This window comes from Bradyrhizobium sp. USDA 4353 (assembly GCF_054063215.1).
In genome coordinates, this window is sequence record NZ_JBSSGB010000001.1 from 4,962,607 (window position 1) to 4,976,214 (window position 13,608).

The following is a 13,608-nucleotide window of genomic DNA, read 5'->3' on the forward strand; positions in this document are numbered from 1 at the left end:
GACCTTCACGCAACGCCACGATAGACCTCTCCGCGCCCGCGCGCACGCGCCAATCGCGCGGCCTTCATCGTATGCGTACAGTTGGAGAGCCGCCGAAGCACGGCGGCTCTCCATGTTGAAAAGTCAACGGAGGTGCATGATCAGAAGGTCCACCTCAGGCCACCAGACGTTCCGTATGCATTGGTACCTCTGATGGTGCTGCCATGAGCCTCGATGAAGGTCGAGAATTTGTCGGTCCACAGAAAATTGAACTTGCCTGATGCTCTGCCGCCGACGTCGCCCGTACCAGTTGCGGCTCCGGCGGCTCCTGCAGCTACCGTTTGGCTGACGATCGAGAATGCAGCGAGCGTAAGGGACGGCTGAACACGTACCGCGTTCCACACCGTGTCGAAGCCGAAGCGAGCGCCACCATGGACCTCGGTGCTATCGCCCGTCTTCGCTCCGAAGTTGGCGGTGTAGGTTTCCGTATAGGTGACGCCGACGGTTGGCTCGACATACCATGAGTTCGGCAGTTCAAATTTGTATTGAATGTTTGGTGCGTAGCTGATGCCGCTGACGTCTGGGCGCGCCGCAACACCCACAGCAGCCAATCTGTTCCTCGTCCAAGTGCCGTCGACAGTGAAATCACCCGAGAATCCACCGTTCACATAGGCAACGGTACCGGCTCCAACCGCCGTTGAGGTGTCGACGCCGATGGAGTGGGACCAGATTCCGCTACCCGTCCCGATCACAGTTACGGCGTCATATGCACTGAACACACCAATCTTGGTGATGTCGATCGCTCCAGTGATGCCATACGACTCGGTCGTGACACCAGCTGACCGGCTGTAGTCAGCCGACCCGCTCAGGTTCACTCCATATATATACGTTGGCACCGGAGCGGGGGCCGGCGCTTTCGTATAGGGCGGCGCCTTTGTGTAGGCGAGTGCACCGAACGGATCGTTGTCGGTTGCAAACGAATTTGCGTCGTCCCCGCTGAATCGCATTGCCCTTCCGGGCGTCGTAGGGGGGGCTAAGCGGCGAGACTGGATCTGATCACGAACATCCTGGAGAATGTTCTGGATGACATTCTGAATGATCCGGTCCGTGATCGAATCGGCTTTGGCCGGGCGTCCGATCAATGTGACTGCTGACAGCGTCACGGCGACGACCTGAAGTGGTCGATAACCCCAGATTGGCTTCAATATCATATGCTCTTTCCCTACCAAGTAGCCCCCGTTTGGCTTCAGGCGGAGCAGCGGAAGCCAAACATTCTTAATCGTCAGAAGACGTAAGAGGCAGGAACTAGCGCGTCTTCACCCATTTGGGTTAAGGACCATGCTTCCTCACTGCATTTGGCGCGGTGTTGCCTATATAGCACGTTTCACCTGACGGTTAGTGCCCTGGGCGGCGGCCGCCTGCCGCCGGAGCCGACGCTTGTTGAATCCGTAGGACTGGTCCGGGAGCATGATCTTGTGCTCAGCATGATTTTCCCCAGATCAGCGTGGCCGAAGGAGGCGCCTATCGCAATAGGGGCCGTCGCGAAAACCGACGCGCTGTTTTTGATCGAGCTAAACGTTGACCGTCTGCCGGCCTATCAAGCCAGCAAGATCGCCGATCTGCTCTCCTAGAGCTGAGAGGTCCCCGAGGCCTCGGCTTCAGACTACTAGAGCCGGTGGTCCAGGGCAGCTGCTCAGTCCGTGGCCTTCGTCGGAAACGTAGACTCGGCGCGATATTTGGCTGGACAATTGGAGGTGCCTTGCGACAATCTGTAATTTCATTAGATCCGCGTGCGGGGACCTTGCCCTGAAGAATTTCGCATTGATCGAAGAAGCATTTGTAGTGGCTGCGACTGATCCTTCGTGCTGGATCGAGGCACTGAACGTCGCCACGTCCGTGACAGAGAGTTACGGTGCAGTCATTCTGCCCTTGACCGGCAAGATGTTCTCGGCCCTTCCGTTTACGGAATCGATGAGCCGATCGTTCGAGACCTTCATCAAGGACAGCTGGTACGCCAAGGACGAACGGAGGCAGGGCTTGAACATCATGAAGGAGCGGGGGGTCGTCGATGACCTCGACATCTTCACGCTCGAGGACATCAAGCGGCACCCGTACTATCAGGAGTTTCTCGCTCCACACGGCCTTCGCTGGTTCGGCGGTGTTCACGTCAATTGTGGGGATGAAACATGGTGCCTCTCTATCCAGCGCACGATCGCTCAGGGGCCCTTCACTGCTGAGGAGAAGCGCCAGTTGGGCAAATTGGGAGATCGCCTCTCCGGGGCGGCCGCAATTGCCAGCGCAATCGGCGATGCGACTGGTTCGGGTGCTCTGGATGCCTTCGACATCAGCACCCAGGGAGCAGCTCTGATCAATCGGAGCGGCAAGATCTACCGGATCAATCAGACAGCAGAACGAATGCTTGGCTCCGATGTCAAAGTGATCAACGGTCGTCTCAAGGCCGATAACGCTGCGGCAACGGTCCGCTTCGAGAAGGCGGCGAACAAGCTCATCAATAGCAGCTCTGCAGCTGCGGAGCCGCCGATTGCCTTTGCGCGGATAGGCCGTCGTCCTCTGCTCGTCTATCTCACGAAATTGTCGAGCATGGCTGGAAATGCTCTCGCTGAATGTCAGGTCGTGGCCGTCTTTGTCGATACGGATCTCGCCCTGACGCCGTCGACGGCGGCTCTACAAGCTGCATTCGATTTCACGGCGGCGGAAGCCCGCCTTGCGGCTCAGATATCTACCGGAATACCGCTCGAAGTTCTCGCTGATAAGCTCGCGATCACGAAGGAGACGTCTCGTACACAGCTCAAAAGCATCTTCGCCAAGACAGGTTGCCGCCGACAGGCCGAACTGGTCGTGTTGTTGTCTACATTTTTGAAGCGTTGAGGCTCCCGGAGCTTAACCCAAATGGGTGAAGACTCGCCTGCTCATGAGGTCTATCAGGTCTATAGAGTAGGCCGGTCGGTATTGTTGGGAGATGATCATGGGCACGTCATCCCGTTTGATTTTTTGTTCGGTGGCCGGCTTGGCGCTATCCCCTTTTTTCGCATCAGTTTGTCATGCGGTCGAAATTCCCAAGCCTGTGGTGAACGTCCCCAAGCCAGCGATTCCCAGGCCCAACATCGTCGTTCCCAAACCGAATATCGTGGCCAATGTCCCCAAGCCCGTCGTCAACGTGCCCAAGCCAACGGTGACGGTGAACGTCCCGAAACCTGCGGTCGTCGTGCCGAAAGTGGACGTCCCCAAGCCTGCCGTGGCGGTGACCGTGGTGCCCAAGGTCGAGACACCCCGTCCAGTCGTCGCCGCACCCAAGGTTGATCTGCCTCGCTCGGCAGGACCTCAAACCGTGGTCAATATCCCGAAGTCGAGCGCTCCACCCGCCGTCATCGACGTACCGAAGCAGACCGTTCCATCAGTTCAGGCGACGACGCTGGTCGTTTCTAATCCAGCGGCAGGGTCGCCGGTGGCTCAGCCGAACGTCAAGTTGGAAACGCCTCCCAAGACCTCCGGGCCAGTCAACCCGCGGGTGCTACCGGTCGGAACGCCCAAGAGCGTGACGGATGGCAATCTGCCGAAGACCGCTGCTCCGGTGCTTTCGCCTGCCAATCCGACGGTCGAAAATCCTAAGGAGCCGGGGATTGCGTCCGGTCCTCCAAAGGCGGCCGAGCCGTTGACCTCCTCGACGGCAGTTTCGGCCGCGCCCAAACATGAAGCAGGCGCTCTTTCCGCTAAAAACGCTGGGACCGTTCCGTCCGCCAGCAGCCCTCCCAAGCAGGCCGATTCTGCCAAGCTTCAGGTCCCTGCGGCGGGATCAAACCCGCGCTCGGGCGACGCCAAAGGTGGGGCGGGAAGCGGTTCTGCCGGGAGCGCTGTTAGTTCCAATGCAAGTGGCGCGGCCTCGGCCGGACCGATATCCAGCAATGCGAGCTCTGGTTCGTTGGCGGCGAGTCCCTCTGCCACAGCTGCATCCCCTGCGAACGCGAAGATCGGTGTTGCCAAAAGCGAAAGTGAGCCAGCACAAGCAAATACGTCCGCCACGCCTAACGCTCTTTCAGTATCGTCGAGTTCTGGAGGCTCAGCCGCAAAGTCGTCATCCGGCTCGGCACCAAACAGCGTCTCTAACACACGGCCAGCTGGAACAGTCACATTAAGTCCGACTGGAAATCCAACCTGCAATCCCAGCCCCTGCCAGTCCGGACAGATTTATACGGCACAAAATGGCCAATATGGGGGGGCGGATGTGGTGGTCTCAGGTAATTCCGTCACGCCTACTTCGACTACCATCCAATATGGCGGCATCAGCGCGACAGTAACCGCTGCAGGTGGTGGCTCTAGCCAGAATATTAATATAAGCGGCGGTGGTACTTCTGCCAACATCGATGGAAATGGAGGAGCATCTGCACCATTTTCCGGCATTGCAGGTGGCCAAACGGTGAGTAGCTCCACTGTCGCGGGGGTAACCAGTGTGACTGTGGGGGGACAGAGCATTGCGAACTGCGGTTATTCCACCTGCAGCGTCACAGTTCCGGTCAGTTCTCCAGTGTCGGCCGCCCAAAGGAACAACGTCTCGCAAGACGGTTTTGCAATAGGCCGAGGAAGGGCCGATTACGATGCAGGTATCAGCTTGCGACCGACTACCACACCTTCGAATGTTCAAAATGTAATGTCGTCGATTTCGAATATCGTTCTGCCCCGAGCAAACGCTGATCCAGAATTGACTGCACCGGCAGAGCGCACGAACACGACTATTGACGGAGTAAACTACGAATGGACGAAAGACACCCCTCAGGGGCGAGTTTTTTATAACTCGGAGGGCTCGGCCTATTGGATCGAACCCAACGGAAAAACCTACCAAAACGGGCCAACGGGAGATCAAGGATCTGTCGTATATGAAGGCTCTCGCGGATCCGGTTTCACTGGAGAACTGAGCGGAAATCAAGGCCGAACTGGCATCCAGGGCGATCAAGGTAGAGATAGCTCTGCACGCTCAATTTTTTCTGATGGGTCAAGTGGAGAACAAAGCCGAAGCGGAATTCGCGGTGACCAAGGAGCAGACACCGCTGGCCGACCAAATGTTGCCGACAGTTCGGCCGGAGAACAAGGCAATGGAGGAATTCGCGGCGGTCAAGATGGAAACAATACTAGTACTGAGTTGAGCAAGTACGGTACACAAGCAGCTGTTGGCAATGGAAATCAACTGCTGGGAGATAATGCAAACAGCTCTAACTCCAATAGCCGTCAGTCAATTCCTGATGCGAGCAATCTTGGCGCGTCTAGCTGTGTTGGATTCCCCTGTGCAGACAATCCAAATGACCGCAAGGTTCTGATGGACGCTGGCATCCTTCCGCAGGAGCCCCAATCAACGTCTAGATCCAGTGCTTCGCCGAGCATAGCCAATCCGATCGGGCCTTCAGATCCAACTTTGCCGACGCCCGAGCAGGTGCAGGAAGGAAATGCCCCTGTTGCTGGAAATTTGCCGCCTGCTACCAGGACTTATACAGTTGAGGGAGGAGGTACAGCGTATCAGACGCCAGAGGGCAAGAGGGGATGGGTAGCGTATCCTCCACAACAAGACCTTTTTGGTGCAATCTCCAATCAATATAACAAGCAAGTCACGCCGGCTAACGGATATAAACAATAGCTGAACTATAAGAAAATCTAGTAGTTCGCTGGCCGCCGTGCTCCAGCGGCTTGGCGAATAGACACACAGGTCTTAACCGTCGGGCCACGCCACACGGATCGGGAGGCTGCAGCTGCGACCGAGGAACACGAACAGATGGTCGAGATACGGCTCGCGCATCAACGTCTCCTGAACCAGCAGCGCCGGTCCGTCGAAGGGCTCGCATGTCGGTACGGCTAGTCGCCAGCCATACCTGCCTGCCGGAGGCGATCGGAAACGTCGTCGCGAGCCTGCCCGGAGTGCCACGGTCACCGCCATCACAGTCGCGGGATCCACCGCGCCGCTGATCCGGATCTTTGTCCCAGTCCCGATCTCGACCTCGATCCGCTCGCCCCGCCAGGATCGTGGCATCCGGCTGCAGCGCCGCAGCGACGACACGTTCCTTATCCGCTCGGTAAAGCCCCCGGTGACGGCCGCCTTGCGTCGTCAGTGAGGCTTCGCGAAGCCATAGGACTAGTCCTGGAGCTAGTCCTATGGCCAAAGCGGAAGTGGAAGTGATCACGTCGGAGCGGCGACGGCGGCATTGGTCGCGGGCCGACAAGGAGCGTATCGTCGCTGCAGCGTTGCAGCCGGGTGCGACGATCCTGGGCGTGGCACGAGCCTTCGGGGTGCATTCCAGCCAGGTGTTCCGCTGGCGTCAGCAGCTGTGTGGCAAGGAGGCGCTGCCGCCCGGCTTTGCCCCCGTGACGATCACCGCGGAGCCGCACGCGGCAACAGCCTGCGTGCAAGGTCTGATCGAGGTCGAGATCGGGACTGAGACCAAGATCCGGATCAGCGGCGCGGCGGATGGAGCGACGGTGACGGCGGTGATCACGGCGCTTCGGGCAGGCTCGCGATGACCATCCCGGTTCCCTCCGGGATCCAGGTCTGGCTGGCGACCGGCCATACCGACATGCGCAAGGGCTTCGACGGCCTGTCGCTGCTGGTCCAGGAGACCTTGAAGCGCGATCCGCATGGCGGCCATCTGTTTGTGTTCCGCGGCCGCAGCGGCGGCCTGATCAAGGTGCTGTGGCACGACGGCCAGGGCATGTGCCTGTTCGCGAAGCGGCTGGAGCGCGGCCGCTTCATCTGGCCACAGGCTGTGGACGGAGCGGTGACGATCACGCCGGCACAGCTCGGCTATCTGCTCGAGGGCATCGACTGGCGGCATCCGCAGCGGACGTGGCGACCGGAAGCTGTTGGTTGAGGGCGTGAACGTAACGGCGCTGATGCGCGCCGGTCGGAGCTGTGATTCCATCTCTGCGATGATCACAGCCGATTCGCTCCCTGATGATGTCGCGACGCTGAAGGCGCTGGTGATCGCCGGCCAGGCGGCGCAGCTTGCAGCGGAATCCAAGGCGCGCAATCTCGAAGCCGAGGTCCGCGCCCGTACGCTTCTGATCGAGCAGATGAAGTTCACGATCGCCAAGCTCAAGCACGAGCAATATGGGCCGTCGTCGGAGCGCGCCTCGGTGCTCGAACAGCTCGAGCTTGAACTCGCCGATCTCGAGGAGGATGCGTCGGAGGCCGAAGCCGAGGCGCATCTGGCAGCCGAGCGCCAAGGCTGCCAAGGTCGACGTACGTCCGTTCGAGCGCCGGCGGCCGGCACGGCGGCCGCTGCCCGAGCACTTGCCGCGCGAGCGCATCGTACATCCTGCGCCGGCCCATTGCATGTGCTGCGGCGGCGATCGGCTGCGCAAGATCGGCGAGGACGTCACCGAGACGCTGGAGCTCGTGCCACGGCAGTGGAAGGTGATCCAGCATGTGCGCGAGAAGTTCTCCTGCCGCGCCTGCGAGGCGATCAGCCAGCCGCCGGCGCCATTCCATCCGATCTCACGCGGGCGCGCCGGACCGCGTCTGCTGGCGCACATCCTGTTCGCCAAATACGGATTGCACCTGCCGCTCACCCGGCAAAGCACGACCTACGCGCATGAGGGCGTGGCGCTCGACGTCTCGACGCTGGCCGACTGGGTCGGCGCGGCGGCTGCGACATTGATGCCGCTGGTCGAGGCGATCAAGGCGCATGTGCTGGCAGGCGAGCGCATCCATGCCGACGACACCACGGTGCCGGTTCTGGCTAAGGGCAAGACGCGCACGGGGCGCGCATGGACCTATGTCCGCGACGATCGTCTCTTTGCCGGACACGCGCCGCCGGCAGCCTTGTTCTTCTACTCGCCCGACCGCACCGGTGCGCATCCCGAGACGCATCTTGCCGGCTATGCCGGACCGATGCAGACGGACGCCTATGCCGGCTTCAACCGCCTCTACGAGGCCGACCGCAAGCCGGGCCCGATCATCGAGGTCGGCTGCTGGGCGCATGCACGGCGCAAGTTCTTCGAGATCGCGCGGCTGAAGAAAGCGCCGATCGCGATCGAGGCGATCGCGAAGATCGACGCGCTGTTTGCGATCAAACGCGAGATCAACGGTCTGCCGGCCCACGAGCGCAAAGCCGTGCGCGACGCACGCAGTCGCCCGCTCGTCCATGAGCTTCACGCCTTCCTGCTCGACCGCCGCGCCAAGCTCTCCGGCAAGAGCGAGACCGCCAAGGCGATCGACTACAGTCTCAAGCGCTGGCAGGTGTTCACACGCTTCATCGACGATGGCCGGCTGTGCATGACCAACAACGCCGCCGAACGCGAACTGCGCGCCGTTGCAATCGGCCGCAAGAACTGGACCTTCGCCGGCTCCGACGAAGGCGGCCGCCGTGCCGCCGCCATTTACACCCTGATCCAAACTGCGAAGCTCAACGACGTCGACCCGCAGGTGTGGCTTGCCGACGTCCTCGCCAGGTTGCCCGATCATCCGGCCAGCAGGATCGCAGACCTGCTGCCCTGGAACTGGAAGCACCCCGCCATCCCTGCCGCTGCCTGATCGCTCCGATCAATCGTCTATCCGCGCGGGCTACTCCGCCTGTGGTCCTCACCGGATGCGTACTCCGCTCGCGACCAATGCCGTCGTCGCTCCGACGTGATCGCTTCCACTTCCGCTTTGGCCATAGGACTAGCTAGCTCCGGGACTGTGGCCTGTGGCTTTACCGTCGCCGCGTTACTCGCCTCGACGAGCCGTGAGCCATAGAGGGTTAACTACACCCAGTCGTCAGTAACCCTCCGCCGTGGGCCGCCTTGGCAATTTGGTGTTGGTGCTGAGAACTGTCCTTATGGACAGAGATAAGGAGAGTGCCCGGATCGGGCGGCTTGAAGTGGTCGAGACGGGTTGACCTTGCCCTGGGGCTTAATCCAGTTTGAAGTTCGTTCTGGGCCCAACGAGGACCAGAGCATTAAGCGCAGCCGCTTTACGGAAGAGCAGATCATCGGGATTTTGAAGGAGCACGAGGCTGGCGTTCCGGTCGCCGATCTGTGCTGCAAGCATGGCGTGAGCGACGCCAGCATTTACAAGTGGAAGGCCAAGTTCGGTGGAATGGACGTCTCGGAGGCCAAGCGGCTGAAGACGCTGGAGGACGAGAACACGCGGCTGAAGCGGCTGCTGGCGGACGCCATGCTGGACAATGTAGCGTTGAAGGATCTCCTGGGAAAGAAGTGGTAACGCCCGCGGCGAAGCGGAAAGCTATCGGACATCTCATGGGCGTCCACGGGATGAGCGAACGGCGGGCGTGTAAAGCCATCGGCTGTTGCCGCATGACGGTCAGATATCAGACGAGCCGGGCCGATGATGCCGGGCTGCGGGAGCGCATGAGGGCGATCGCCCATGAGCGTCGCCGCTTCGGCTATCGTCGCCTGCACGTCCTGCTCAAGCGGGAGGGCTACCTGGTCAATCACAAGAAGCTGTTCCGTCTGTACCGAGAGGAACGGCTCACGGTGCGCCGCAGAGGTGGCCGTAAGCGGGCTCTCGGCATCCGAGCGCCAATGACGGTGCCGCTGCTCCCGAATGATCGCTGGTCGCTCGACTTCGTGTCGGATCAGATGACCGATGGCCGGCGCTTCCGCATCCTGACCGTGGTCGACGACTGCACCCGCGAGTGCTTGGCGCTGGTGGCCGACACCTCAATCTCGGGCGCCCGGGTCGCTCGGGAGCTGGACCGGCTGGTCGCCGAGCGTGGCAAGCCCAGGATGGTGGTGAGCGACAACGGCAGCGAGTTCACGAGCAATGCCATCCTGGCATGGACCGATCAGAGCCGTGTCGCCTGGCACTACATCGCGCCGGGCAAACCCATGCAGAACGCCTTCATCGAGAGCTTCAACGGCCGCTTGCGGGATGAACTGCTGAACGAGACGCTGTTCACCTCGCTCGCCCAGACCCGCGTCGCGCTCCGATGCTGGCGGGCCGACTACAATGATGAACGACCACACTCGCAGCTCGGGTGGAAAACGCCGTCCGAGTTCGCGGCCACCTGCAATCCGCGTCGGGATCTGGCGCTGCGCTATGTCGAAAGCTCCGCGCCAGCCCCCGCCGCTACCACCGCCCGGATGGGCACATCCAACCGCCCAAACGAACTGAGACCTGGATAAAACTTGGGGGCAAGGTCAGGGTCGGCGGCGACGCTGGTCTGAGGACGAGAAGCTCAGGATCGTGATGGAGAGCCTGCAGGGGAGCCGGCAGGTTCGGCAACAGCCCGGCGGTACGGCATCTCACGTTCATTGCTTCTCAAGTGGCGGCGGCTGTTCCGCGCGGCCCAGAATGAAGCTGGGCCGCGACTGGACTTCGTTCCGGCGACTGTGATCGCAGAGCCGGCCGTGCCGACCGGCGGCGGCGCGATTGAGATAGAGCTTGCAGCCGGAGCCAGAATGCGGATCACCGGCGTCGTCGATGAGAGGACGCTGAAGGCTGCTATCGCGGCATTGGCGAACGGGCGAACGCAGTGATCCCGATTCCGTCAGGAGTACGGGTGTGGATCGCGACCGGCCACACCGACATGCGTCGCGGCATGCAGAGCCTGGCGCTCGGAGTCCAGGAGAGCCTGAAGCGCGCCCCGCATGCCGGCGATCTCTACATCTTCCGCCGCCGTCGCGGCGATCTGGTCAAGATTCTCTGGCATGACGGGTTGGGCATGTCGCTGTACGCCAAGCGCCTGGATCGCGGCAGGTTCATCCGGCCCTCGGCGCCGGACGGCACGGTGTCGATCTCGGCGGCGCAAATGGCTTACATGATCGGCATCGCGAGCTGTGCCGGTGTGAGCGTGATCGAGCCATCATAGCCCGCCATCACTGGCCATACGAAGCCGCCCTGGTCGATGTGTTTAGTGAACAGACAAAGCCCGTTTCCGTCCCGGAACAGGACCTTCAGGATCTATGCCTTTTTGCCGCGGAAGGCAAACAGATGACCGGGGGGCGTATCCTTCTTGAGCGTGTCCTGGACCTGCATTGCGAGCCCATCCATGCCTTTGCGCATGTCGGTGTAGCCGAGCGCCAGGTGCACTTTCACGCCCTGCAGGAACGAACATCATTGTGCGGCCTCTTTGCTCTCGATCTGCGCTCGCACGGCGTCCGGATCGCTCCCGGGGGGAGCGAAGACACGCCGTTCATCGACGAGGTCGATGGCCACCATGCCCTCCGGTGGGCGCACGAGATCGCGCAGGGCGCGCGCGGCGGGCAACACGACACGGGCGAGCTTGGAGCGCTTCTTTTGCGGGATGCCGGACTGTGCGCGCCAGCGGAACAGCAGCCCGGTGACGATGCCGTGCTTGCGCGCGACGGCAGAGACCTTGGCGCCCGGCAGCTCGGTTTCCTCGGCGATCGCGAGCCTTTCCTCGTCGCTGAAGAAGCGGCGAACCGGTGCCGGCGGCGCCGCCGGATCGCCGATTTCGGCGGCTGTCAAGCGGCGTTCGGGCCGTGAGTTCCTAGCACTAGTGCTAACGGCGGGGGCGGGCGGAGGGATGAAGATGGGCGCGCCCGTCGATCGTGACCTCCCCAGTCGCCAGTCGGTCGCGCCATTTGCGCAGCGAATGCGGCGACAGCTGCATCGCCGCGTAGGCGCGGAGCTCCATTCCGCTCCAGTTCAGCGCCTCGACATGCATCGCCCAGAACGCCTGGGACGCCCGATTGCGTACATCCGAGGTGATCGTGAACCTGCGCCGCTTCTGCTTTCGGAGCGCCTTTTCCCGCTCTTCCCGGGCGCGCTCGCGGCGCAATTCCGTCTGATATTTCTTGAGCCTAAGCGCAGTCTCGTTGCCGGCCAGCCGCTTCAGCCAACGCCGCAGAGTGTTCTCGGTCAGACGTTGTTGGTGGCAGTATTCGCGGATCCCGAGACCGCTGCGACGCCACGCTTCGATGTGCAGCGACCACTATTCGCGGCGCGCTCTGTTCTCGAAATGTGTGGATCCCACCGGAGATTCTCCACAGCAGCAGAGAACTCGAAATGGAACGACAACACACGAGGGGGGAAGGTGTGCAGGGACCGGACGGTTACAGGGCGGTAGGCGTCCGGCCGCTGCACATGCCTCAGGTCTTGACATGATCAGCCAGCTTCCAATTCCACGGCAGCAATTCGTCGAGGCGGTTGACCGGATGACCGTCGATCATCCGCTGCAGGACGTCCCGCAGATAGCCGTAGGGCTCGACCTTATTCAGCTTGCAGTCCGTGATCAGCGAGCTGATGACGGCCCAGCGATGTCCGCCACCATCGCTGCCGGCAAACAGGTGATTCTTCCGGCCAAGCGTGACAGGACGGATTGCACGCTCGACCGGATTGGTGTCGAGCTCGACGCGGCCATTGTTCAGGAAGCGCGTCAGGCCGTGCCAGCGCGAGAGCGCAGCGGATTGCTTCGGCGAGCGTGCTGCGGCCGGAGACCAGGCGGAGCTGTGCATCGAGCCAGACGTTCAGAGCGTCGACGATCGGCTTGGAGAAGGTCCTGCGTTCGGCAAGACGGTAGTCAGGCGATTGGCCGCGGATGCGCGCCTCAACCGCATAGAGCTCGCCGATCCGGCGCAGGGCTTCTGTCGCCACGGGAGACGCCGTGGCTTCGGCCACATCGTAGAACTTGCGTCGCGAATGGCTCCAACAAGCTGCGAGCGTGATGCCCTCCTTGTCGGCCAATTGCTCGAAGCCGGCATATCCGTCGACATGCAAGATGCCTTTGAAGGCGGCAAGATGTGCGACCGGTCGCTCGGCCTTGCGGTCGGGTGCGAACAGGTAGATGGCCGCGGGAGGTTCGGGTCCGCTACACGGCCGTTGCTCGCGTGCGTACACCCAGAGCCGTCCCGTCTGGGTTCGCCCACGGCCAGGATCGAGTACCGGGATCGGCGTGTCATCGGCAAAGAGATGGTTGGAGGCGAACACGTTCTTGCACAGCCGTTCGTGCAAGGCCTCGAGCCACCAGCATGCGCCGCCAACCCAGCCTGCGAGCGTCGAGCGGCAGAGATCGGCGCCATGACGGTCGAAGATCTGCGACTGCCGATAGAGCGGCAGGTGATCGCAGTACTTGCTGATCAACACGTGCGAGAGCAGCGCGGGTGTCGCCAAGCCACCGGCGATCGATCGTTCCGGCGCGCCGGCTTGCACCACGGTGTTGCAGGCGCGGCAGGCGTATTTAGGACGGGTCGCACGCACGACGCGAAGCTGGGCGGGCACCCAATCCAGCATCTCGCTGACGCTCTCGCCGATCAGATGGAGAGCGGCGCCACAGCAGCTGCAGACCCGCTCCTGGACGTCAAGCAGAACGTCCTCGCGTGGCAGATGATCGGGCAGCGCACGACGTCGCGGCGGAGAGTTGGCTTCCGGCGTGACCTTCGGTTGCGCTTCGTCGACGCGGCCAATGTCGCTGTCGAGATCCTCCAGACCGAGTGCAAGCTGGTCGGGATCGATGCGCTCGGAGCTGCGGCCGAACTGCATCCGCTGCAGCTGCTTGATGATGGACTTGAGACGCTCGATCTCGGTGTCGCGATGATCAATCGCAGCAGCAATGTCGCGCACCAGGCGCTGCAGAAGCTCAGGATCGGAGGGGAGATTGGTGAGATCAAGCTGCATGTCCGATGGTACTGGAACACGCTGATTCGTAGAAGAATCGCAACTCG

The 13,608-nt window shown here is 61.7% G+C and carries 10 protein-coding genes and 4 pseudogenes; 8 read left to right on the forward strand and 6 right to left on the reverse strand.

The window, feature by feature from the left end:
* Positions 1-140: 140 nt before the first annotated feature.
* Positions 141-1,190 carry an autotransporter domain-containing protein gene (locus ACVILH_RS22380; protein WP_456714815.1) on the reverse strand — a complete coding sequence of 350 codons (1,050 nt, stop codon included), beginning with the start codon at positions 1,188-1,190 and terminating at the stop codon, positions 141-143.
* Positions 1,191-1,800: 610 nt separating this feature from the next.
* On the opposite strand from ACVILH_RS22380, the gene ACVILH_RS22385 reads away from it, so the two are divergent.
* From ACVILH_RS22385 to tnpB (ACVILH_RS22420), 8 genes and pseudogenes are all read left to right on the forward strand, one after another.
* A complete protein-coding gene (locus ACVILH_RS22385) occupies positions 1,801-2,868 on the forward strand; it encodes a helix-turn-helix transcriptional regulator (RefSeq protein ID WP_456714816.1) in 1,068 nt (355 codons plus the stop codon).
* A 97-nt stretch (positions 2,869-2,965) separates the two neighbouring features.
* The gene (locus ACVILH_RS22390; protein WP_456714817.1) at positions 2,966-5,623 is read left to right on the forward strand and encodes a hypothetical protein; all 2,658 of its coding nucleotides are present in this window, start codon (positions 2,966-2,968) and stop codon (positions 5,621-5,623) included.
* Between the two features lie 512 nt (positions 5,624-6,135).
* A complete protein-coding gene (gene tnpA / locus ACVILH_RS22395; protein WP_456714818.1) occupies positions 6,136-6,501 on the forward strand; it encodes an IS66-like element accessory protein TnpA in 366 nt (121 codons plus the stop codon).
* On the forward strand, positions 6,498-6,848 hold the full coding sequence (tnpB, locus tag ACVILH_RS22400; RefSeq protein ID WP_456714819.1) for an IS66 family insertion sequence element accessory protein TnpB: 351 nt from the start codon (positions 6,498-6,500) through the stop codon (positions 6,846-6,848). The genes tnpA (ACVILH_RS22395) and tnpB (ACVILH_RS22400) overlap by 4 nt, the downstream gene beginning before the upstream one ends.
* A gap of 58 nt (positions 6,849-6,906) precedes the next feature.
* Positions 6,907-8,512, forward strand: a protein-coding gene (gene tnpC, locus ACVILH_RS22405; RefSeq protein WP_456714820.1) for an IS66 family transposase whose coding sequence is annotated in 2 segments (ribosomal slippage) — positions 6,907-7,205 and positions 7,204-8,512 — 1,608 coding nt in all. Because the reading frame shifts where the segments join, the coding sequence is not laid out codon by codon here.
* Positions 8,513-8,917: 405 nt separating this feature from the next.
* Positions 8,918-10,107 (forward strand): IS3 family transposase gene (locus ACVILH_RS22410; RefSeq protein WP_456717049.1). Its coding sequence is split into 2 segments (ribosomal slippage): positions 8,918-9,167 and positions 9,167-10,107, totalling 1,191 coding nucleotides; the frame shifts between segments, so codons are not numbered across the junction.
* Positions 10,100-10,461, forward strand: a pseudogene (gene tnpA / locus ACVILH_RS22415) (IS66-like element accessory protein TnpA). Before ACVILH_RS22410 ends, tnpA (ACVILH_RS22415) begins: the two are co-directional and overlap by 8 nt.
* A 23-nt stretch (positions 10,462-10,484) precedes the next feature.
* The gene (tnpB, locus tag ACVILH_RS22420; protein WP_456714821.1) at positions 10,485-10,793 is read left to right on the forward strand and encodes an IS66 family insertion sequence element accessory protein TnpB; all 309 of its coding nucleotides are present in this window, start codon (positions 10,485-10,487) and stop codon (positions 10,791-10,793) included.
* Here the strand turns inward: tnpB (ACVILH_RS22420) and tnpB (ACVILH_RS22425) are convergent.
* From tnpB (ACVILH_RS22425) to tnpC (ACVILH_RS22445), 5 genes and pseudogenes are all read right to left on the reverse strand, one after another.
* Positions 10,739-10,987: pseudogene (tnpB, locus tag ACVILH_RS22425) on the reverse strand (IS66 family insertion sequence element accessory protein TnpB). The gene tnpB (ACVILH_RS22420) and the pseudogene tnpB (ACVILH_RS22425) sit on opposite strands and share 55 nt — an antisense overlap.
* Before the next feature lie 51 nt (positions 10,988-11,038).
* Complete coding sequence (locus tag ACVILH_RS22430) at positions 11,039-11,413, reverse strand: transposase (RefSeq protein ID WP_456714822.1); 375 nt, start codon at positions 11,411-11,413, stop codon at positions 11,039-11,041.
* Positions 11,414-11,447: 34 nt separating this feature from the next.
* Positions 11,448-11,726, reverse strand: a complete 279-nt coding sequence (locus ACVILH_RS22435) for a hypothetical protein (protein ID WP_456714823.1) — start codon at positions 11,724-11,726, stop codon at positions 11,448-11,450.
* An 87-nt stretch (positions 11,727-11,813) separates the two neighbouring features.
* A pseudogene (locus tag ACVILH_RS22440) lies at positions 11,814-11,873 on the reverse strand (hypothetical protein); the annotation flags it as partial.
* A gap of 163 nt (positions 11,874-12,036) precedes the next feature.
* Positions 12,037-13,561, reverse strand: a pseudogene (tnpC, locus tag ACVILH_RS22445) (IS66 family transposase).
* Positions 13,562-13,608 lie beyond the last annotated feature (47 nt).

What these genes read in the sequence shown, in the direction of transcription:
- ACVILH_RS22380 (WP_456714815.1), bottom strand. Translation starts at nt 1,190, where the DNA reads ATGATATTGAAGCCAATCTGGGGTTATCGACCACTTCAGGTCGTCGCC.
- ACVILH_RS22390 (WP_456714817.1), top strand. Translation starts at nt 2,966, where the DNA reads ATGGGCACGTCATCCCGTTTGATTTTTTGTTCGGTGGCCGGCTTGGCG.
- tnpA (WP_456714818.1), top strand. Translation starts at nt 6,136, where the DNA reads ATGGCCAAAGCGGAAGTGGAAGTGATCACGTCGGAGCGGCGACGGCGG.
- tnpB (WP_456714819.1), top strand. Translation starts at nt 6,498, where the DNA reads ATGACCATCCCGGTTCCCTCCGGGATCCAGGTCTGGCTGGCGACCGGC.